This window comes from Janibacter corallicola NBRC 107790, assembly GCF_001570965.1.
GTDB classification, from domain to species: Bacteria; Actinomycetota; Actinomycetes; order Actinomycetales; family Dermatophilaceae; genus Janibacter; species Janibacter corallicola.
Window position 1 is genome coordinate 17,726 of the sequence record NZ_BCSR01000005.1, and the last position, 20,818, is coordinate 38,543.

The window sequence follows — 20,818 nt, forward strand, 5'->3', positions numbered from 1 at the left end:
ATGCGCCCGGTAACCGACCTGCAACGCACGGTGGCTCCCTTCGAGGTCGTCTCGGACTACGACCCCGCGGGTGACCAGCCGAAGGCGATCACCGAGCTCTCGAAGCGGGTGGATGCCGGTGAGCAGGACGTCGTGCTGCTCGGTGCCACCGGCACCGGCAAGTCCGCGACGACGGCCTGGCTCATCGAGCAGGTGCAGCGCCCGACCCTCGTGATGGCGCCGAACAAGACGCTCGCCGCCCAGCTGGCCAACGAGTTCCGCGAGCTGCTGCCGAACAATGCCGTCGAGTACTTCGTCAGCTACTACGACTACTACCAGCCCGAGGCCTACGTCCCGCAGTCCGACACCTACATCGAGAAGGACTCCTCGATCAACGAGGAGGTCGAGCGGCTGCGGCACAGCGCCACGAACAGCCTGCTCACCCGCCGCGACGTCGTCGTGGTCGCCTCGGTCTCCTGCATCTACGGCCTGGGGACCCCGCAGGAGTACGTCGACCGGATGGTGCCGCTGCGGGTCGGTCAGCAGATCGAGCGCGACGACCTGCTGCGGCAGTTCGTCACGATGCAGTACACCCGCAACGACCTGGCCTTCACCCGCGGGACCTTCCGGGTGCGCGGCGACACCGTGGAGATCATCCCGGTGTACGAGGAGCTGGCCGTGCGGGTCGAGTTCTTCGGTGACGAGATCGAGCGGATCCACACCCTGCACCCGCTCACCGGCGAGGTGGTGCGGGAGGAGGACGAGATCTACATCTTCCCGGCCACCCACTACGTCGCCGGCCCGGAGCGGATGGAGCGGGCGATCGGGGGCATCGAGCACGAGCTGGGGGAGCGGCTGCGGGAGCTGGAGCAGCAGAACAAGATGCTCGAGGCCCAGCGGTTGCGGATGCGCACCACGTACGACATCGAGATGATGCGCCAGGTCGGGGCCTGCTCGGGTATCGAGAACTACTCGATGCACATCGACGGCCGTTCGCCGGGCTCGGCCCCGAACTGCCTGTTGGACTACTTCCCCGAGGACTTCCTGCTCGTCATCGACGAGTCCCACCAGACCGTGCCGCAGATCGGTGCCATGTACGAGGGGGACATGTCGCGCAAGCGCACCCTCGTCGAGCACGGTTTCCGGCTGCCGAGCGCCATGGACAACCGCCCCTTGACCTGGGAGGAGTTCCTCGAGCGGGTCGGGCAGACGGTCTACCTCTCGGCCACACCCGGGGACTACGAGCTGGCCATGGCCGACGGGTACGTCGAGCAGGTGATCCGCCCGACGGGGCTGGTCGACCCCGAGGTGGTCCTGAAGCCGACCAAGGGCCAGATCGACGACCTCCTCGAGGAGATCCGAGTCCGCGCCGAGCGTGACGAGCGTGTCCTCGTCACCACGCTGACCAAGAAGATGGCCGAGGACCTCACCGACTACCTCCTCGACAAGGACGTGCGGGTGCGCTACCTGCACTCCGACATCGACACCCTGCGCCGGGTGGAGCTGCTGCGCGAGCTGCGGATGGGGCAGTTCGACGTGCTCGTCGGCATCAACCTGCTGCGCGAGGGGCTGGACCTGCCCGAGGTCTCCCTCGTGAGCATCCTCGACGCGGACAAGGAGGGCTTCCTGCGCAGTGCCCGCTCGCTCATCCAGACGATCGGGCGCGCGGCCCGCAACGTCTCGGGTCAGGTGCACATGTACGCGGACACGGTCACGCCCTCCATGCAGGAGGCCCTCGACGAGACCAACCGACGCCGGGCGAAGCAGCTGGCCTGGAACGCCGAGAACGGCGTCGACCCGACGCCGCTGCGCAAGAAGATCGCCGACATCACCGACATGCTCGAGCGTGAGGACGCCGACACCGACGCCCTGCTGGGCTCCGGGCGGACCCGGTCCCGCGGCAAGGCGGACGGCAGCCGCCACGCGGCACCGGCCGGCGACACCGGCGCCCGCCGCGACCGGGACCTGCCCGCGGCCGAGCTCTCCCAGCTCATCCAGGACCTCACCGAGCAGATGCACCAGGCCGCGACCGACCTGCACTTCGAGCTGGCGGGGCGGCTGCGGGACGAGATCGCGGACCTGAAGAAGGAGCTGCGGCAGATGACGGCCGCGACGCGCTGAGCGCACCGGCGCCGCCCCGACAGACGTCGTGGCGACCTGGTTGTGCGACGATGTCCCCTCCACGAGTCGGCTACCCCGGAAGGTTCCCGTGATCTCACTCGCATCACAGCCCGCCATCATCAGCGGGGGGACGATGGACATCCCCACGTGGGTGTGGCTGGTCACGCTGGGTGTCGCCGCGGTCGTGCTCATCTTCGACGTCATCCTGGTGGCGCGCCGGCCGCACGTCCCCTCGACCCGCGAGGTGGCCACGGCCCTGAGCATCTACGTCGGGGCCGCCGTCGTCTTCGGCATCGGGCTGTGGCTCTCCCAGGGCGGCGAGCGGGGCACCGAGTTCTTCGCCGGGTGGATCACCGAGTACTCGCTCTCGGTCGACAACCTGTTCATCTTCATCCTGATCATGGCCAAGTTCGGGGTGCCACAGCGGTTCCAGCAGACGGCGCTGCTGTGGGGCATCATCATCGCCATCGTGCTGCGCACGGTCTTCATCTTCATCGGCGCGGCCGCGATCAACCAGTTCTCCTGGGTGTTCTACATCTTCGGCTTCTTCCTCATCTACACCGCCGTGAAGCTCGCGACGGAGAGCGAGGAGGACGAGGACTGGGAGGAGCCCAAGGTCGTCGCGTGGATCCGCAGGTCCCTGCCGAGCACCGAGGAGTGGTCGGCCCACCTGTTCACGAAGGAGAACGCCAAGCGGGTGATCACCCCGCTCTTCATCACCGTCGTGGCACTGGGCATGACCGACCTGCTCTTCGCCCTCGACTCGATCCCCGCGGTGTACGGCCTGACCAAGGAGCCCTACATCGTCCTCACCGCGAACCTCTTCGCCCTCATGGGTCTGCGCCAGCTGTACTTCCTCATCGGCGGCCTGCTGAAGAAGCTCGTCTACATGAGCATCGGCCTTGCCGTGCTGCTGGCCTTCATCGGCGTCAAGCTCGTGCTGCACGCGCTGCACGAGAACGAGCTGCCCTTCATCAACGGGGGCCAGTCCGTGCCGGTGCCGGAGATCCCGATCGCCGTCTCCCTCGGGGCGATCGTGGTCATCCTCGGCGTCACCACCGCCGCGAGCCTCATCAAGACCCGCCACGACGAGCAGGTGGGCGCCTCCAGCGAGGACTGAGGCTCAGCCGGCCCCCTTCGCCCGGGCCGGACGGTGGCCCATCACCAGGGCACTGGCCGTGACCACGAGCGCCATCCCGACGAGCTGGACGCCACCCAGGGTCTGCCCGAGGACGAGTAGCCCGGCGAAGGCGGCCACGGCCGGCTCCAGGCTGAGCAGGATGCCGAAGACGCCTGCGGACAGCCGCCGCAGCGCCAGCAGCTCCAGGGAGTAGGGCAGCACCGAGGAGAGCACGGCGATCCCGAGCCCCTTGAGGAGCACGTCGCCGTCCCAGCCGGCGGTCCCGTGGCGGCTCACGTCGAGGAGGGCGAAGGGGGCGATCGCCACCGTGGCCACGACCATGGACATCGCGAGCCCCTCGATGCCGGGGAAGGCGGCCCCGGCGCGGCCGGAGAAGACGATGTAGAGCGCCCAGCACACGCCGGCGAGCAGCGCGAGGACGATGCCGGTCAGCTCCAGCTCGGCGAGGGGGATGCTCAGGGCCTGCGAGATGAGCACGACCCCCACGCCCGCGGCCGCGACGGCGAGCAGGTCGCGCGGCCGCCGGGAGAGCACCGTGGCCAGGGTGAGTGGCCCGAGGAACTCGATGGTCACGGCGACGCCGATCGGCAGGTGCCCGAGCGCCCCGTAGAAGGCGAAGTTCATGAAGCCGGTGGCCAGCCCGAAGGCGATGATCGTGCCCCAGTCCCGCCGCGCGTGCCCACGCCACCTCGGTCGCGCGACGAGAAGCAGCAGCGCGGTGGCGATGACGAGGCGCAGCAGCACCGAGCCCGCGGCACCGATCTCCGGGACGAGGGTGGCGGCCATCGCCCCGCCGAACTGCACCGACAGGATGGCCCCGAGGACGAGGAGCACGGCCGGTGCCGGTGGGTTCTGGGTCACCCTGCGCACCCTAGGATGATGAGCAGGCCGGCGCCGCGCCGTCCGCCGCCACGAGACGCAGAGTCCACGAGAAGAGGGGGGTCGTGACCAGCTACCTGTCCTTCCTCGCCCTGGTCCTGTGGCTCAACCTCGCTCCGGGCCCGGACATGGCGATCACCCTGCGTGCGGCCCTGACCCGGGGCCGGGCCTCCGGTCTGTGGACCCTCACGGGTGTGGGCCTGGCCGCCGGGGTCCAGGGACTGCTCGCGGCCGGTGGGCTCGGGGCGATCATCGTCGCGAGCGAGCCGCTCTTCCTCACCATCAAGTGGGTCGGCGCGGGCTACCTGCTGCTGCTGGGCCTGCTGGCGCTGCGCTCCGCCCGGCGCGGCCTGCCCGAGGGCGAGGAGGAGCAGCCCGCCCCGGTCGGGGGCCGGCGGCCCGGTCGACGGGCGCTGGTGCAGGGGTTCCTGTGCAATATCACCAACCCGAAGGTCCTCGCCTTCAACCTGGCGGTGCTGCCCCAGTTCGTCGGCGCCGGTGCCGGCACGACCACGCTGGTGCTGTACGCGCTCAGCCTGGCCGTCCTCGGCTCGGTCGTGCTCGTCGGCGTCGTGCTGCTGGCCGGACGGGCCCGCTCGGTCCTCGGGTCGCCGCGGATGCAGCGACGCCTGGAGGGGATGCTCGGCGTGACGATGATCGGTTTCGGAGCGAAGGTGGCCGCGGGCTGAGCAGTAGCCTGCCGGCATGAGTGACTGCATCTTCTGCGCGATCGTGGCCGAGGAGGCACCCTCCCTCACCGTCCACCGGGACGAGACGACGGTGGCCTTCCTCGACATCCATCCGGCGACCGAGGGGCACCTGCTCGTCGTGCCCCGCAGGCACAGCACCGACCTGATGGAGATCAGCGACTCCGACCTGACCGATGTCGTCCTCACCGCTCGTCGGCTCGCCCGCGCCGTCACCGGGGTCGTGGGGGCGCAGGGGGTGAACCTGCTCAACTGCTGCGGCGCGGAGGCCTGGCAGACGGTGTTCCACTTCCACATGCACGTCATCCCCCGCTTCGGCGATAAGGAGCGGGATCCCTTGGAGCTGCCGTGGCGCCCGGACGTGCCCGGGGACCCCGACAGCATGCAGCAGGTGGCGACCCGGTTGGGGGACCGCCTGGGGTGAGGGCACGGGAGGCGGGTCACCAGCCGCGTTCGCGCCACTCCTCCAGGTGGGGGCGCTCGGCGCCGAGGGTGCTGTCCGAGCCGTGGCCCGGGTAGAACCACGTGTCGTCGTCGTAGACCGCGAAGATCCGCTCGGTGACGTCGGCGTAGAGCGAGTCGAAGCTCTGCCCCTCCATCGTCGTGTTCCCGACCCCACCGGGGAAGAGGCTGTCACCCGTGAAGAGGTGCACGTGCCCGTGAGGGTCGTCGTAGGCGAGGGCGACGGAGCCCGGCGTGTGCCCGCGCAGGTGGATCACGTCGAGGGTGATGTCGCCGAAGGTGACGGTGTCCCCCTGCCGGAGGCGCACGTCGGGTGCCACGGGGAGGGCGTCCGCGTCGTCCTCGCCGCCGTAGGTCCGGGCCCCGGACCACTGCGCGGTCTCCTCGAGGGCACGCACGTGGTCCCAGTGCTGGTGGGTGGTCACGAGGTGGGAGAGGCCGGCTCCCCCCTTCGCACCCTCGACGAGCTCCCGGATGCGGGCCCCGTCGTCGGCCGCGTCGATGAGCAGCTGCTCGCCGGTGCTGCGGCAGGTGAGCAGGTAGACGTTGTTGTGCATCTGCGAGACGGACATCTTCCGGATCGCCAGGTCCGGCAGTTCCCGCAGGGCGACCGGGCCGCCGGGTTCGACGTCGGGGTCGTAGCCGTCGGCGGCGGGGGTGTGCTCGGTCATCGGGATGCTCCTTCCGCGGCGGCGGCCCGGTCGGCATCACGCAGCGCGTAGGCCCCGCCGATGAGGGTGAGGTGGCTGAACGCCTGGGGGAAGTTGCCCACCTGGCGCCGGTTCTGCGGGTCGTACTCCTCGGCCACGAGGCCGACGTCGTTGAGCAGGCCGACGAGTCGCTCCATGAGGGCGTGCCCCTTGTCCAGTTGCCCGGTGAGGGCGTAGGCGCTGACGAGCCAGCCGGAGCAGGCGAGGAAGGGGTGCTCGTCGCCGGCGAGGCCGTCGACGCCGCTCTCGGTGCGGTAGCGCAGCAGCAGGCCGTCGCGCATGAGGTCGGCCTCCACGGCCGCGATCGTGCCGAGGACGCGGGGGTCGTCGGGCGGCAGGAAGCCGATCTGGGGGATGACGAGGAGCGAGGCGTCGACCTCGGTCGTCACGTAGTGCTGGGTGAAGGTCTGGCGCTCCTCGTTCCAGCCGCGCTCGAGGACGTCCTCCCTGACGCGGTCACGCAGGTCGCGCCACAGCTCGACGTCGCCCTCGTAACCGTGCAGCTCGACCGCCCGGATGGCGCGGTCGAAGGCCGCCCAGATCATGACGCGGGAGTGGGTGAAGTACTGCTTCGGGCCCCTCATCTCCCACAGGCCGTGGTCCGGCTCCTGCCAGTGCTTGGCGAGGTTGTTGACCAGCGCGCGCTGGATGGCCCAGGACTGACCGGACTCCTCCAGGCCCTGCACCCGGGCCTCCTCGAGGGCGATCATGACCTCGCCGAGCACGTCGGTCTGGCGCTGGCCCACCGCGCCGTTGCCGACGCGCACGGGGCGGGAGTCGGCGTAGCCGGGCAGGTGGTCCAGCTCGCGCTCGGGCAGGTCGCGCCCACCGTCGACGGCGTACATGATCTGCATGTCCTCGGGGTCACCGGCGATCGCCCGCACCAGCCAGTCCCGCCACAGCTTGGTGGCGGACACGTGGCCGGACTTCAGCAACGCCTCGAGGGTGAGGGAGGCATCGCGCAGCCAGCAGTAGCGGTAGTCCCAGTTCCGCTCTCCGCCGAAGTCCTCGGGCAGGCTCGTGGTCGCCGCGGCGACGATGCCGCCGCGACGGGTGTCGGTGAGCAGCCGCAGCGTGAGCAGCGAGCGCACGACAGTGTCCCGGTAGGGCCCTTCGTAGGTGCACCGGTCAGCCCACTCGGAGGAGCGGGTCTCGGTGGCCTCGATGCGCGCGGGGATGTCCAGGGGTGGCGGGATCGGCTTGTAGGAGGCGAACCAGGTGTTGGAGAAGTTGTAGTGCTCGCCGGCGCGGACGGTCCACCGGTCGTAGTGGTGCCCCTCGTCGGCGACGGGCAGGCGCGAGCCGCGCAGGACGAGCATGTCGTTGCCTGCGATGGCGGTGAGCACGTCGTGGTCGCGCACGTGGCCGGGGGAGTGGGAGACCCAGGGCCGGACCCGACCGTAGCTCGTGCGCACGATCCACTCGTGCTCCATCTCGACCTCGCCCTCGAGGCCCTCGACGATCCGGACCAGGTCGGCACGGCCATCGCCGAGTGGCATGAGATCGGTCACCTTCACCGCCCCGGTGTCGGTGCGGTGGACGGTCTCGAGGATGAAGGTGTCACCCCGGTAGGACCGGGTGGTCGTGGCCTCTCCGACGGGGCCGATGAGCCAGCGGCCGTGCTCCTTCGTGCCCAGCAGGGCGGTGAAGCACGCCGCCGAGTCGAAGCGCGGCAGGCACAGCCAGTCGACCGACCCCTTGCGCGAGATGAGGGCGACGGTCTCCGTGTCGCCCACGGCTGCGTACTCCTCGATCGGGATGCTCATCCCGACAGGCTAGAGCAGCGGGGCCTCCCCGGACGGTGGGGAGGGCTGTCGGGGGCGACGCCTAAGGTGGAGGGCGTGACTGTTGCCAAGGCCGCCGGCTCCCGCCTGCACGACCGCCTCCTCGTGCAGGGGGCCCGCGAGCACAACCTGAAGAACATCCACGTCGACATCCCCCGGGACTCCCTCGTGGTCTTCACCGGGCTCTCCGGCTCCGGGAAGTCCTCACTCGCCTTCGACACGATCTTCGCCGAGGGCCAGCGTCGCTATGTCGAGTCCCTCTCGGCCTACGCCCGCCAGTTCCTCGGACAGATGGACAAGCCCGACGTCGACTTCATCGAGGGGCTCTCGCCCGCGGTCTCCATCGACCAGAAGTCGACGAACCGCAACCCGCGTTCGACCGTCGGCACCATCACCGAGGTCCACGACTACCTCCGGCTCCTCTTCGCCCGGGTCGGGCGGCCGCACTGCCCCGTCTGCGGCGAGCCGGTCACCCGGCAGACGCCGCAGCAGATCGTCGACCGCCTCCTGGAGCTGCCGGAGCGCACCCGCTTCCAGGTCCTGGCACCGGTCGTCCGGTCCCGCAAGGGAGAGTTCGCCGACCTCTTCTCCGAGCTGCGGACGAAGGGGTACAGCCGCGCCCGGGTGGACGGCGAGGTCGTCACCCTCGAGAAGGCGCCCACCCTGGAGAAGCAGGTCAAGCACACGATCGACGTCGTCGTCGACCGGCTCGTGTCCAAGGGCCCGGGGGACTCCGCCGGCAAGCAGCGACTCACCGACTCCGTCGAGACCGCGCTCGGGCTGGCCGGCGGCGTGCTCGTCATCGACTTCGTGGACGTCGACGAGGAGGACCCGCAGCGGCAGCGGCGCTACTCCGAGAAGATGGCCTGCCCCAACGACCACCCGCTCGACATCGACGAGATCGAGCCACGGTCCTTCTCCTTCAACTCCCCCTTCGGCGCCTGCCCCACGTGCACCGGCATCGGGACCGAGCTCGAGGTCGACCCGGACCTGGTCGTCCCGGACGAGGAGCGCACCCTCGGGGAGGGGGCCATCGCCCCGTGGGCGCAGGGGACCCAGTCGGCGCAGTACTTCCAACGCACCATGGCCGCGCTCGGCGACGACGTCGGCTTCGACATGGACACGCCCTGGCGGGCGCTGCCGGCCCGGGCCAGGCAGGCGCTGCTGCACGGCCACAACCACAAGGTGCACGTGCGCTACCGCAACCGCTTCGGCCGTGAGCGCTCCTACAGCACGGGCTTCGAGGGGGTCATCCCCTTCATCAAGCGGCGCCACCAGGAGACCGAGTCGGAGTGGAGCCGCGACCGCTACGAGGGGTACATGCGCGAGGTGCCCTGCCCGGCGTGCGAGGGCTCCCGCCTCAAGCCCGAGGCGCTGGCCGTCCTCGTCGGTGGGTACAACATCGCCCAGGTCTCCGCGCTCTCGATCGCGGACGCCGCGGGCTTCCTGGACACCGTGGACTTCACCGACCGGGAGCGGCAGATCGCCGCACAGGTCATCAAGGAGGTCAACGCCCGCCTCGGCTTCCTGCTCGACGTGGGCCTGGACTACCTCTCGCTCTCGCGGGCCGCCGCGACCCTCTCCGGCGGGGAGGCACAGCGCATCCGGCTCGCCACCCAGATCGGCTCGGGGCTGGTCGGGGTGCTCTACGTGCTCGACGAGCCGAGCATCGGCCTGCACCAGCGGGACAACCACCGGCTCATCGAGACGCTGACGCGGCTGCGCTCCCTCGGCAACACCCTCATCGTCGTCGAGCACGACGAGGACACGATCGCCGCTGCGGACTGGATCGTCGACATCGGTCCCGGAGCGGGCGAGCACGGTGGCCGGGTGGTGCACTCGGGCCCGCTGGAGGAGCTGCTGCAGAACGCGGAGTCCCTCACCGGGCGGTACCTCTCGGGCCGTCGCCAGCTCGAGCTGCCGGCCGTGCGGCGCCCACGGGTGCCCGGGCGGGAGGTCACCGTCCACGGGGCACGGCAGCACAACCTCCACGGCATCGACGTCACCTTCCCGCTGGGGACCTTCGTGGCGATCACCGGGGTGTCCGGCTCGGGCAAGTCGACCCTCGTCAACGACATCCTCTACAACGTCCTGGCCAACCAGCTCAACGGCGCCCGCAAGGTGCCGGGTCGGCACCGGACGATCAGCGGCCTGGACCACCTGGACAAGGTCGTGCACGTCGACCAGAGCCCCATCGGCCGGACGCCGCGGTCCAACCCGGCGACCTACACCGGGGTCTTCGACCACGTCCGCCGCCTCTTCGCGGAGACCAACGAGGCGAAGGTCCGCGGCTACCAGCCCGGGCGCTTCTCCTTCAACGTCAAGGGCGGCCGGTGTGACGCCTGCTCCGGTGACGGCACCCTGAAGATCGAGATGAACTTCCTCCCGGACGTGTACGTGCCGTGCGAGGTCTGCCACGGGGCGCGGTACAACCGCGAGACCCTCGAGGTCCGCTTCAAGGGCAAGAACATCGCCGAGGTGCTCGACATGCCGATCGAGGAGGCCGAGGAGTTCTTCTCCGCGGTGCCGGCCATCGCGCGGCACATGAAGACCCTCAACTCCGTCGGCCTCGGCTACGTCCGGCTGGGGCAGCCGGCGACGACGCTCTCCGGGGGCGAGGCGCAGCGGGTCAAGCTCGCCGCGGAGCTGCAGCGACGCTCCAAGGGCCGGACGGTCTACGTGCTCGACGAGCCGACGACCGGTCTGCACTTCGAGGACATCGGCCGACTGCTCGACGTGCTCCAGGGCCTCGTCGACAAGGGCAACAGCGTCCTCGTCATCGAGCACAACCTCGACGTCGTCAAGAGCGCCGACTGGATCATCGACATGGGCCCGGAGGGCGGCGAAGGGGGAGGACGCGTCGTCGCCGAGGGCACACCCGAGCAGGTCGCGGCGAACTCCGGCTCCTACACCGGCGCCTTCCTCAAGGCGGTGCTCGCCAAGTCCGACGTCGAGCCGGTCGTCGGCGAGACCGTCGAGGAGTCGGCCCCGGCGGCCGGGGAGCAGCAGGGCAGGACGAAGAGGTCCTCCCCGAAGAAGGCAGCGCCGAAGAAGAAGAGCACCCCGGCCCGGAAGACCAACGGCAAGACCACCGGCACGAAGGTCTCCTCCCGCGCCACCGCGGCCGCCCGCCGAGCAAAGCGCGCGGGTTGAGTCGCGCGGGCCGCGCCCTCCCCACCCCAGGCACCACGATCATGGAGGTCCGATGAGCATCAACCGACGAACCGCCCTCGGCGCGGTCACCGCCACGGGTGCCGGCGCGCTGTCCGCGTGCGGCGGCGAGGAACAGCAGCCCCGCGAGCCCGGTGGCAAGGACGGTGAGCTGCGCCTGCCCACCTCCGACGTCCCCGAAGGGGGCGGCGTGGTGCGTGAACGCGTCGTCGTCACGCAGCCGAGGTCCGGCACGTTCGAGGCCTTCGACGCCACCTGCCCGCACCAGGGCTGCGCGGTCGACGAGGTGACCGAGAAGGCCATCGTCTGCCCCTGCCACGGCAGCGAGTTCGACCCGACCGACGGCTCGGTCACCCACGGTCCCGCCGAGAAGGGCCTGACCCGGATGAAGGCGACCGTCAAGGGCGACGAGGTCGTCGTCTCCTAGTGTCCGCCCGTGGCTGATCCCTCGACCTACAGGCCCGCGGCGGGGTCCATCCCGACCGACCCGGGGGTCTACCGCTTCCGTGACCAGCACGGGCGGGTCATCTACGTCGGCAAGGCGAAGTCGCTGCGCTCCCGGCTGTCCTCCTACTTCCAGGACATCTCGGCGCTGCACCCGCGCACCGCGACGATGGTGCGCACCGGTGCGAGCGTGGAGTGGACGGTCGTCGCCAACGAGGTGGAGGCGCTGCAGCTGGAGTACTCCTGGATCAAGGAGTTCGCCCCCCGCTTCAACGTCAAGTACCGCGACGACAAGTCCTACCCCTACCTCGCGGTGACGATGGGTGAGGACATCCCCCGTGCCCAGGTCATGCGTGGCGCCAAGCGCAAGGGGACGCGCTACTTCGGCCCCTACACCCACGCCTGGGCGATCCGGGAGACCCTCGACCTGCTCCTGCGGGTCTTCCCGGTGCGCACCTGCAGCAAGGGTGTCTTCAAGCGGGCCGAGCAGTCCGGCCGGCCCTGCCTGCTCGGGTACATCGACAAGTGCTCGGCACCGTGCGTCGGTCGGGTCACGCCCGAGGAGCACCGGGAGCTGGCCGAGGAGCTGTGCGACTTCCTCGCCGGCAACACCGGCCGATTCGTGCGACGGCTGGAGCGCGAGATGAAGGCGGCCGCGGCCGACCTCGACTTCGAGCTGGCCGCCCGGCTCCGCGACGACGTCGCTGCCCTGACCAAGGCCCTCGAGAAGTCGGCCGTCGTGCTCCCGGACGGCACCGACGCCGACGTCTTCGCCCTCGCGGACGACGAGCTCGAGGTCGCGATCCAGGTCTTCCACGTGCGGGGCGGACGCATCCGCGGCCAGCGAGGCTGGGTCGCGGAGAAGGAGGCCGAGGACCTGCCGGTGATCGTCGAGCACCTGCTCCAGCAGGTCTACGGCGGCGAGGACGTGCCCAAGGAGGTCCTCGTGCCGGTGCTGCCCCCGCAGGAGGACGACGTCGCTGCCTGGCTGAGCGAGCGAAGGGGGAGCCGCGTCGACCTGCGCGTGCCGCGGCGGGGCGACAAGCGGGTCCTGATGGAGACGGTGGAGCGCAACGCCACCCAGTCCCTCGCGAGGCACAAGGTGGCCCGGGCCGGGGACCTCACCGCCCGCAGCCAGGCCCTCGAGGACCTCCAGGAGGCCTTCGGCCTCGCGGAGGCACCCCTGCGCATCGAGGGATACGACATCGCCCACGTCCAGGGCAGTGACGTCGTCGGGTCCATGGTCGTCTTCGAGGACGGCATCCCGCGCAAGGCCGAGTACCGCAGGTTCATCGTCCGCGGGGACGTCGACGGCCGGACCGACGACACGGCGTCGATGCACGAGGTGCTCACGAGGCGCTTCTCCCGCCACCTCAAGGAGCAGGGCCGCACTGGTGTGGAGCCGGACACCGGGGAGGCGCGGCGCTTCGCCTACCCGCCGAACCTCGTCGTCGTCGACGGTGGGGCGCCGCAGGTCGCCGCCGCCCAGCAGGTCCTTGACGAGCTCGGCGTCGACGACGTGGCGCTCGTGGGGCTCGCCAAGCGCCTCGAGGAGGTCTGGCTGCCGGGGGAGGACCACCCGGTGATCCTCCCGCGCAACAGCGAGGCCCTCTACCTGCTGCAGCGCCTCCGCGACGAGGCGCACCGCTTCGCCAACACGTTCCACCGGCAGCGGCGGAGCCGGTCGATGACCCGCAGCGCGCTGGACGGCGTGCCCGGCCTGGGCGAGGCCCGGCGCAAGGCGCTGCTGGCGAAGTTCGGCTCCGTGAAGCGGGTCCGGGCCGCCAGCGTGGAGGAGCTGGCCGGGACCCACGGGATCGGCCCTGCCCTCGCCGAGCGGATTGCGGCAGAGTTGGCCACGAAGGAGAGCAGCCCCGCCGTGAACCTCACCACCGGTGAGGTCATCGACGAAGGAGACGACAGTGACTGAGGCAGTGCCAGCGCAGGAGGACGAGACCCCCGAGCTCGTCGTCGTCACCGGCATGAGCGGGGCAGGTCGCTCGACCGTGGGCAATGTCATGGAGGACCACGGCTGGCACGTCATCGACAACCTGCCCATCGCCCTGCTGCCCGAGCTGCTGAAGCTCGCCGATGCCCCACGCTCGCCGACCACACCCGCATCGCCCATGACCCGTCGGCCGACCCGCATCGGGATCGTCGTGGACGTGCGTGCCCACGGCTTCGAGACCCTCGTCTCCTCGCTGCAGACGCTGCGGGACCGGGGCTGGCGCACCCGGGTGGTCTACCTCGAGGCGACGAACGAGGCTTTGGTGCGCCGCTTCGAGAGCGTGCGGCGCCCCCACCCGCTCCAGGGCCAGGGCCGACTGCTGGACGCCATCCTGCGCGAGCGCGAGGTCCTCGCGCCGGTGCGTGGCGCGGCGGAGATCGTCGTGGACACATCGGGACTCAACGTCCACCAGCTCAGCCGCAAGACCAGCCCGATCTTCATGTCCCGGAGCGCGGAGCGGGTACGCTTCGCCGTGCTCTCCTTCGGCTTCAAGTACGGCGTCCCGCTGGATGCCGACTTCGTCTTCGACCTGCGGTTCCTGACCAATCCGCACTGGGTCCCCGAGCTGCGGCCGTACACCGGTCGAGAGCGGCAGGTCTCCCGGTACGTGCTGGGCCAGCCGGGGGCGAGGGAGTTCATCGACGGGGTCGGCACCCTGATGCAGCCCGTGATCGCCGGGTACCTGCGTGAGAACCGCCGCTACGCGACCATCGCCGTCGGCTGCACCGGCGGGAAGCACCGTTCCGTTGCCGTCGCCGAGGTACTCGCGGCCGAGCTGCGGTCCGAGGAGGTGGCGACCTTCGTCGTCCACCGCGACCTGGGGCAGGAGTGAGCATGACCGACTCGCTGCGGACATCCCGCGTGGTCGCCCTCGGAGGAGGCCACGGACTCGCGGCCTCGCTCTCCGCCCTTCGCCTCGTGTGCGAACAGGTGACCGCCATCGTCACGGTCGCCGACAACGGCGGGTCCTCGGGGCGGTTGCGCGGGGACTACGGTGTGCTGCCACCCGGGGACCTGCGGATGGCGGTGACCGCCCTCTGCGAGGACACCGAGTGGGGCCAGACGTGGAGCGACGTCCTGCAACACCGCTTCACCGGGGACGGCGACCTGGCCGGCCACTCCCTGGGCAATCTGCTCATCGTCGCCCTCTGGCAGCTGCACGAGGACCCGGTCACCGGCCTGGACCTCGTGGGGCGGCTGCTGAGTGCCCGGGGCAGGGTGCTGCCGATGGCGGCGGTGCCCCTCGACCTCGTGGCGGAGGTCAGCGGCCTGGACCCCACCGACCCGGCCGCGACGCGGACGGTGTCCGGTCAGGTCGCGATCGCCAGCACCGAGGGGCTCGTGGAGTCGGTGCGCCTCGTGCCGGAGGACCCGCCCGCCCGGCCGGAGGCGGTCGCGGAGGTGCTCGAGGCCGACAACATCATCCTGGGCCCGGGGTCGTGGTACACCTCCGTGCTCACCCACCTGCTCGTGCCGGGGCTGCGGCGGGCGCTGTGCACGACGCGGGCCCGCAAGGTGCTCACCCTCAACCTGGAGATGAACACCGCCGAGACCCGCGGCTTCTCGGCCACCCGGCACATCGAGACGCTGCACACCACGGCACCGGACCTGCGGATCGACACGGTGCTCGCGGACCCGCGGGCCATCGACTGCGAGCACCGCATGGCCGAGGCCTGCCGACGCCTCGGGGCAGAGCTGGTGGTCACACCGCTCGCACGTCCGGAGCGCGAGGGTGAGCACGATGCCCTACGTCTCGCGGCGGCCTATCGTGACATCCTTGGCTGAGCGGGACACCCACCGGAAGGAATCACCCACCATGGCCATGACCGACAAGGTCAAGGACGAGCTGAGTCGTCACGAGGTGACGCGCACCTGCTGCCGCAAGGCGGAGGTGGCAAGCCTCCTTCGATTTGCCGGAGGCCTGCACAAGGTCGGGCGGGAGATCGTCGTCGAGGCCGAGCTGGACACCGCCATGGCGGCCCGGAGGGTCCGCAAGGACATCCTCGACCTGTACGGCTACCGCTCCGAGTTGATGGTCCTGCAGGCAGGTGGGCTGCGCAAGAGCAGCCGCTACATCGTGCGGGTGAGCGCCGACGGCCAGGCCCTGGCCCGCCAGACCGGGCTCGTGGACGCCGAGCGGCGCCCGGTGCGAGGACTCCCGCCGCGCGTCGTCGGCGGTGGTGAGTGCGACGCCGAGGCGGCGTGGCGCGGGGCCTTCCTCGCCCACGGCTCGCTCACCGAGCCGGGACGCAGCTCCTCCCTGGAGATCACCTGCCCCGGTCAGGAGGCAGCCCTGGCCCTGGTGGGCGCCGCCCGCCGGCTCGGGATCGCGAGCAAGTCCCGTGAGGTCCGGGGCGTCGACCGCGTGGTGATCCGCGACGGTGACGCCATCGCTGCCATGCTGACCCGGCTGGGCGCCCACGACAGCGTCCTCGCCTGGGAGGAGCGGCGGATGCGCCGTGAGGTGCGGGCGACCGCCAACCGGCTGGCCAACTTCGACGACGCCAACTTGCGACGCTCCGCCCGCGCGGCCGTCGCGGCCGGCGCCCGTGTGCAGCGCGCCCTGGAGATCCTCGCCGAGGACGTCCCGGACCACCTGCGGGAGGCGGGCGAGCTGCGGCTGCGCCACAAGGAGGCCTCGCTGGAGGAGCTGGGCCAGCGTGCCGAGCCCCCCATGACCAAGGACGCCGTCGCCGGTCGGATCCGGCGGCTGCTCGCGATGGCCGACAAGCGTGCCGAGGACCTGGGCGTCCCCGGGACGGAGGCCTCCCTCACCTCGGACATGCTCGACGGCTGAGCGACGCCCGCTCCCCATGACCACAGCCGTCTCGAGGCATAGGGTGGGTAGGGACAACGGGCCCCGGTCCGCGCCGCAACCAGTTGGAGGCAGCATCGTGACAGTTCGCGTCGGCATCAACGGATTCGGTCGCATCGGTCGCAATTTCTTCCGGGCCGTCAGGGCCTCGGGGGCCGACGTGGAGGTCGTGGCCTTCAACGACCTGGGTGACGACACGACCCAGGCCCACCTGCTGAAGTACGACTCCGTCCTCGGCCGCTTCGACGGGGAGGTCTCCGTCGTCGAGGGCGGCATCGACGTCGACGGCTCGCGGATCCGATCCTTGGCGGAGACCGACCCGGCACGGCTGCCGTGGGACGACCTCGGTGTGGACGTGGTGCTGGAGTCCACCGGCCGCTTCACGGACGCCAATTACGCCCGGGCGCACCTCGAGGGCGGCGCGAAGAAGGTCGTCATCTCCGCCCCCGCCAAGAACGGCGACCTCACGGTCGTCATGGGCGTCAACGACGAGCGCTACGACCCGGCCCGGCACGACATCGTCTCCAACGCCTCCTGCACGACGAACTGCCTGGCGCCGATGGCAAAGGTCTTCAACGACGGTCTCGGCATCACCAGGGGCCTGATGACCACCATTCACGCCTACACCGCGGACCAGAAGCTCCAGGACGGGCCGCACAAGGACCTGCGGCGTGCCCGGGCGGCGGCCCTGAACATCGTGCCGACGACCACCGGCGCGGCCAAGGCGGTCTCGCTCGTCCTGCCGGAGCTGGAGGGCAGGCTGGACGGCTTCGCCTTCCGCGTCCCGGTCCCGACCGGCTCGGTCACCGACCTGACCTTCGAGGCGGGCAGGGAGACCTCGGCGACGGAGGTCAACGAGATCATGCGGGCGGCCGCGAGCGAGGGCCCGATGAAGGACGTCGTGAGCTACACCGACGAGCCGATCGTCTCCAGCGACATCGTGACCGACCCCGCCAGCTGCATCTTCGACGCCGGGATGACGCGCGTGATCGGCAACCAGGTCAAGGTCGTCGGCTGGTACGACAATGAGTGGGGCTACTCCAACCGCCTCGTCGACGTGGTGGGCCTGGTCGGCTCCGCCCGCTGAAGACCCCGTACACCGACCGACGGCAAGAAAGGCATCCGTGAAGACCATCGCTGACCTCGGCGACCTGCGTGGCCGACGTGTCCTCGTCCGCTCCGACCTCAACGTCCCGCTCGACGGGGAGCGGATCACCGACGACGGCCGCATCCGGGCATCGCTGCCGACGATCTCCACCCTGGCCGAGGCGGGGGCCCGCGTCGTCGTCTGTGCCCACCTGGGTCGCCCGAAGGGGGCCCCGGACCCCCAGTTCTCGCTGGCCCCGGTCGCGGCCCGGCTGGGTGAGCTCCTCGGGAGCGACGTGGCCTTCGCCACCGACACCGTGGGCGCCTCCGCCCGGGAGACCGTGGCCGGGCTCCGGGACGGCCAGGTCGCCGTCCTGGAGAACCTGCGTTTCAACCCCGGGGAGACGAGCAAGGACGAGTCCGAGCGCGGGGCCTTCGCCGACGAGCTGGCCTCCCTGGCCGATGCCTACGTCTCCGACGGCTTCGGGGTCGTGCACCGGGCCCAGGCCTCGGTCCTCGACATCGCGAAGCGGCTGCCGGCGACCGTCGGCGGCCTGGTCCAGACCGAGGTCGAGGTGCTGCGCCGGCTGACGAGCGACCCGCAGCGGCCCTACGCCGTCGTCCTCGGCGGCGCCAAGGTCAGCGACAAGCTCGGCGTCATCGACAACCTGCTGGGCACGGCCGACCGGCTGCTCATCGGGGGCGGCATGGTCTTCACGTTCCTCAAGGCACAGGGTCACGAGGTGGGCCGCAGCCTCCTCGAGGAGGACCAGCTGGAGACGGTGCGGGGGTACCTCGCCCGGGCCGAGCGGGACGGCGTCGAGATCGTCCTGCCGACCGACGTCGTGGCCGCCACCGAGTTCTCCGCGGACGCCGACCACGAGGTCGTGCCCGCCGGCGCGATCCCCGCCGACCGGATGGGCCTGGACATCGGCCCCGACTCGGCGAAGCTCTTCGCCGACCGGCTGGCCGACTGTCGTACGGTCTTCTGGAACGGGCCGATGGGGGCCTTCGAGATGGCGCCCTATGCGGCGGGCACGAAGGCGGTGGCCGAGGCCCTCGTCGCCGCGACCGCCGCCGGGTCACTCACCGTCGTCGGCGGCGGTGACTCCGCTGCCGCCGTGCGCCGGCTCGGCTTCGAGGACGACCAGTTCGGCCACATCAGCACGGGTGGCGGCGCCAGCCTCGAGTACCTCGAGGGCAGGGAGCTGCCCGGCCTGGCCGTGCACGAGGGCGAAGGAGGCCTGGGATGAGCGCGCGCACCCCGCTCATGGCGGGCAACTGGAAGATGAACCTCGACCACCTCCAGGGCACCCACCTGGTGCAGAAGCTGGACTGGACGCTCGAGGACGCCAGGCACGACCACTCCGAGGTCGAGGTCGTCGTGCTGCCCCCCTTCACCGACCTGCGTTCGGTGCAGACGCTGGTCGAGGGCGACCGGCTCCCGCTGCGCTACGGCGCCCAGGACCTCAGCCCGGAGGACTCCGGCGCACGGACGGGCGACATCTCCGGGGCCTTCCTCGCCAAGCTGGGCTGCACCTACGTGGTCGTCGGGCACAGCGAGCGCCGCGACGGCCACGGCGAGACCGACGAGGTCGTGGCCGCCAAGGCAGCGGCCGCCTTCCGGCACGGGCTCGTCCCCATCGTCTGCGTCGGTGAGGGGCTGGAGGTGCGTCAGGCGGGGGAGCACGTCGCCCACGTCACCGCGCAGGTCACCGGCAGCCTCGAGGGCATCACGGCCGAGCAGGCCGAGTCCGTCGTCATCGCCTACGAACCGGTGTGGGCCATCGGTACCGGTGAGGTGGCCACGCCGGAGGATGCCCAGGAGGTCTGCCGGGCCATCCGGGAGCAGCTCGTCTCGCTGTACTCGCAGGAGACCGCCGACCGGGTACGGGTGCTCTACGGAGGTTCGGTCAAGTCCGGCAACGTCGCGAACGTCATGGCCGGTGAGGACGTCGACGGCGCCCTCGTCGGGGGTGCGTCGCTGCAGGCCGAGGAGTTCGCCGCGATCTGCCGCTACCGCCAGCACCTCGGTGCCTGAGGTGGCGCGCCGGGGCCCGAAGGGGGCGGGTGGCGGGAGCCGCCGCTCCCGGGGAGTATCCTGCGTGGTGTCGCCGAGTCGGAACGGCGACACCCGCACCCGCGACGAGAAGGACCCAGAATCGTGAATGCCGTCCGCATCGGACTGCAGGTGATCCTCGTGCTCACCAGCCTGATCCAGACGCTGCTGATCCTCATGCACAAGGGGAAGGGCGGTGGCCTCTCAGAGATGTTCGGGGGCGGCATGTCGGCCTCGCTGGGCAGCTCGTCGGTGGCAGAGCGCAACCTGACCCGATTCACCATCGTGGTCGGCCTCATCTGGACCACGTCGATCGTGGGTCTGGGCCTCATCGACCGCTTCGACGCCTGAGCGTCCCGACCACCAGAGAGGCAGACGATGACGTCAGCTGGAAACGCGATCCGTGGCACCCGCATCGGGGCCGGTCCCTCCGGTGAGGGCGAGCGCGGTGAGCCTGCGCCCCGTCACCACGTCTCCTACTGGTGCGCGAACGGCCACGAGGTGCGTCCTTCCTTCTCGGTCGGTGAGGGGGTCCAGGTGCCCGACGAGTGGGAGTGCACCCGCTGCGGGCTGCCCGCCGGTCGTGACAAGGACAACCCACCCACCCCGCCGACGGCCGAGGTCTACAAGACCCATCTGGCGTACGTGAAGGAGCGCCGCTCCAGCTCGGAGGGTGCTGCGCTCCTGGACGAGCGACTCGAGGACCTGCGCAAGCGGGGCCTCATCCGCTGACGGGTCGCGCCGCCTCGTCGACCAGCCACAGGGTCGCCCTCCGGCCCGTCACCTGCGTCGCCGTGCTCCGCTCCGCGGGAGCACCGTCCAGCCCGTCGCGTACGGCAGCGGACTTGTCCTGCCCCGAGACGAGGAACCACACCTGCTCGCTGCGCGAGAGGCACTCGATCGTCAGTGACACCCGCTCCGGCGGCGGCTTGGGGGAGTCGTGCACACCGACCGCGACCGCATCCGAGGTCAGCTGCGCCGGGTGGCCGGGGAAGAGCGAGGCGACGTGCCCGTCCGGGCCGACCCCGAGCATGACGACGTCGAAGTCGCCGGTCCCGCGGGCCTGCACGACCCGCGCGTACTCCGCCGCGGCCTCCTCTGGTGAGTCCGACTCGTCCGGGCCGGGCACCCGGTGGACGAGATCGGGGTCGAGCCCGAGGCGGCGGATGCCGGCCTCGTCCGCCTGGGTGTCGTTGCGCTCCGGATGCCCTCGCGGCAGCCAGCGCTCGTCGCCCCACCACACCTGTACCCGGCGGGGGTCGACGGCGGCCCACGCGGGCTCGACGAGCAGGGCGGCGATCGTCAGGCCTCCCATGGAGCCGCCCGTGAGGCTGATCTCCGCGAGCTCCTTGCGAGCCTGCGCGTCGAGCACGGCCGTGGCCAACCGGGCGGCGATCCCCGACGCGAGCGCCTCCTTGTCCGGGTGCGGTACCAGCACGGGCGACGACATCC

Annotated in this window: 19 protein-coding genes; 15 read left to right on the forward strand and 4 right to left on the reverse strand. The window is 70.9% G+C overall.

Features of this window, described 5'->3' with window-relative positions:
* A complete protein-coding gene (gene uvrB / locus JCO01S_RS03420) occupies positions 1–2,100 on the forward strand; it encodes an excinuclease ABC subunit UvrB (protein ID WP_068250743.1) in 2,100 nt (699 codons plus the stop codon).
* A gap of 133 nt (positions 2,101–2,233) precedes the next feature.
* Complete coding sequence (locus JCO01S_RS03425; RefSeq protein WP_068251028.1) at positions 2,234–3,220, forward strand: TerC/Alx family metal homeostasis membrane protein; 987 nt, start codon at positions 2,234–2,236, stop codon at positions 3,218–3,220.
* A 3-nt stretch (positions 3,221–3,223) separates the two neighbouring features.
* On the opposite strand, the gene JCO01S_RS03430 is transcribed toward JCO01S_RS03425, so the two are convergent.
* Positions 3,224–4,027, reverse strand: a complete 804-nt coding sequence (locus JCO01S_RS03430; RefSeq protein ID WP_084342601.1) for an EamA family transporter — start codon at positions 4,025–4,027, stop codon at positions 3,224–3,226.
* A gap of 158 nt (positions 4,028–4,185) precedes the next feature.
* Here JCO01S_RS03430 and JCO01S_RS03435 point away from each other — a divergent pair, with 158 nt between their 5' ends.
* Together JCO01S_RS03435 and JCO01S_RS03440 are read left to right on the forward strand one after the other, a co-directional pair.
* Positions 4,186–4,809, forward strand: coding sequence for a LysE family translocator (locus JCO01S_RS03435; protein ID WP_068250749.1), 624 nt, complete (start codon positions 4,186–4,188; stop codon positions 4,807–4,809).
* Positions 4,810–4,825: 16 nt separating this feature from the next.
* Positions 4,826–5,251, forward strand: a complete 426-nt coding sequence (locus JCO01S_RS03440) for an HIT family protein (RefSeq protein ID WP_068250752.1) — start codon at positions 4,826–4,828, stop codon at positions 5,249–5,251.
* A gap of 16 nt (positions 5,252–5,267) precedes the next feature.
* Here the strand turns inward: JCO01S_RS03440 and JCO01S_RS03445 are convergent, their stop codons facing one another.
* Complete coding sequence (locus JCO01S_RS03445; RefSeq protein ID WP_068250755.1) at positions 5,268–5,960, reverse strand: MBL fold metallo-hydrolase; 693 nt, start codon at positions 5,958–5,960, stop codon at positions 5,268–5,270.
* Complete coding sequence (locus tag JCO01S_RS03450) at positions 5,957–7,765, reverse strand: glycoside hydrolase family 15 protein (RefSeq protein ID WP_068250758.1); 1,809 nt, start codon at positions 7,763–7,765, stop codon at positions 5,957–5,959. The genes JCO01S_RS03445 and JCO01S_RS03450 overlap by 4 nt, the downstream gene beginning before the upstream one ends.
* A 75-nt stretch (positions 7,766–7,840) precedes the next feature.
* Here JCO01S_RS03450 and uvrA point away from each other — a divergent pair, with 75 nt between their 5' ends.
* The 11 genes from uvrA (at position 7,841) to JCO01S_RS03505 (ending at position 20,098) form a co-directional block, all read left to right on the forward strand.
* Complete coding sequence (uvrA, locus tag JCO01S_RS03455) at positions 7,841–10,936, forward strand: excinuclease ABC subunit UvrA (protein WP_068250761.1); 3,096 nt, start codon at positions 7,841–7,843, stop codon at positions 10,934–10,936.
* 52 nt (positions 10,937–10,988) lie between these two features.
* A complete protein-coding gene (locus JCO01S_RS03460; protein WP_068250763.1) occupies positions 10,989–11,381 on the forward strand; it encodes a Rieske (2Fe-2S) protein in 393 nt (130 codons plus the stop codon).
* A gap of 9 nt (positions 11,382–11,390) precedes the next feature.
* Positions 11,391–13,328 carry an excinuclease ABC subunit UvrC gene (uvrC, locus tag JCO01S_RS03465; protein ID WP_068250766.1) on the forward strand — a complete coding sequence of 646 codons (1,938 nt, stop codon included), beginning with the start codon at positions 11,391–11,393 and terminating at the stop codon, positions 13,326–13,328.
* Entirely contained in the window at positions 13,321–14,238 is a 918-nt protein-coding gene (gene rapZ / locus JCO01S_RS03470) for an RNase adapter RapZ (RefSeq protein WP_068250769.1), read from the forward strand. Before uvrC ends, rapZ begins: the two co-directional genes overlap by 8 nt.
* A 2-nt stretch (positions 14,239–14,240) precedes the next feature.
* Entirely contained in the window at positions 14,241–15,191 is a 951-nt protein-coding gene (locus JCO01S_RS03475; RefSeq protein WP_068250772.1) for a gluconeogenesis factor YvcK family protein, read from the forward strand.
* 31 nt (positions 15,192–15,222) lie between these two features.
* Entirely contained in the window at positions 15,223–16,203 is a 981-nt protein-coding gene (whiA, locus tag JCO01S_RS03480) for a DNA-binding protein WhiA (protein ID WP_068250777.1), read from the forward strand.
* A 97-nt stretch (positions 16,204–16,300) separates the two neighbouring features.
* Positions 16,301–17,308, forward strand: a complete 1,008-nt coding sequence (gene gap, locus JCO01S_RS03485; protein ID WP_068250780.1) for a type I glyceraldehyde-3-phosphate dehydrogenase — start codon at positions 16,301–16,303, stop codon at positions 17,306–17,308.
* Between the two features lie 37 nt (positions 17,309–17,345).
* Positions 17,346–18,560, forward strand: a complete 1,215-nt coding sequence (locus JCO01S_RS03490) for a phosphoglycerate kinase (RefSeq protein ID WP_068250782.1) — start codon at positions 17,346–17,348, stop codon at positions 18,558–18,560.
* On the forward strand, positions 18,557–19,348 hold the full coding sequence (gene tpiA / locus JCO01S_RS03495; protein WP_068250785.1) for a triose-phosphate isomerase: 792 nt from the start codon (positions 18,557–18,559) through the stop codon (positions 19,346–19,348). The genes JCO01S_RS03490 and tpiA overlap by 4 nt, the downstream gene beginning before the upstream one ends.
* A 123-nt stretch (positions 19,349–19,471) precedes the next feature.
* Positions 19,472–19,717 (forward strand): preprotein translocase subunit SecG, encoded by a 246-nt coding sequence (gene secG / locus JCO01S_RS03500; protein ID WP_068250788.1) that lies wholly within the window; start codon positions 19,472–19,474, stop codon positions 19,715–19,717.
* A 27-nt stretch (positions 19,718–19,744) separates the two neighbouring features.
* On the forward strand, positions 19,745–20,098 hold the full coding sequence (locus tag JCO01S_RS03505) for an RNA polymerase-binding protein RbpA (protein WP_068250791.1): 354 nt from the start codon (positions 19,745–19,747) through the stop codon (positions 20,096–20,098).
* On the opposite strand, the gene pgl is transcribed toward JCO01S_RS03505, so the two are convergent.
* The gene (pgl, locus tag JCO01S_RS03510; RefSeq protein WP_068250794.1) at positions 20,088–20,816 is read right to left on the reverse strand and encodes a 6-phosphogluconolactonase; all 729 of its coding nucleotides are present in this window, start codon (positions 20,814–20,816) and stop codon (positions 20,088–20,090) included. The genes JCO01S_RS03505 and pgl overlap by 11 nt on opposite strands.
* Positions 20,817–20,818 lie beyond the last annotated feature (2 nt).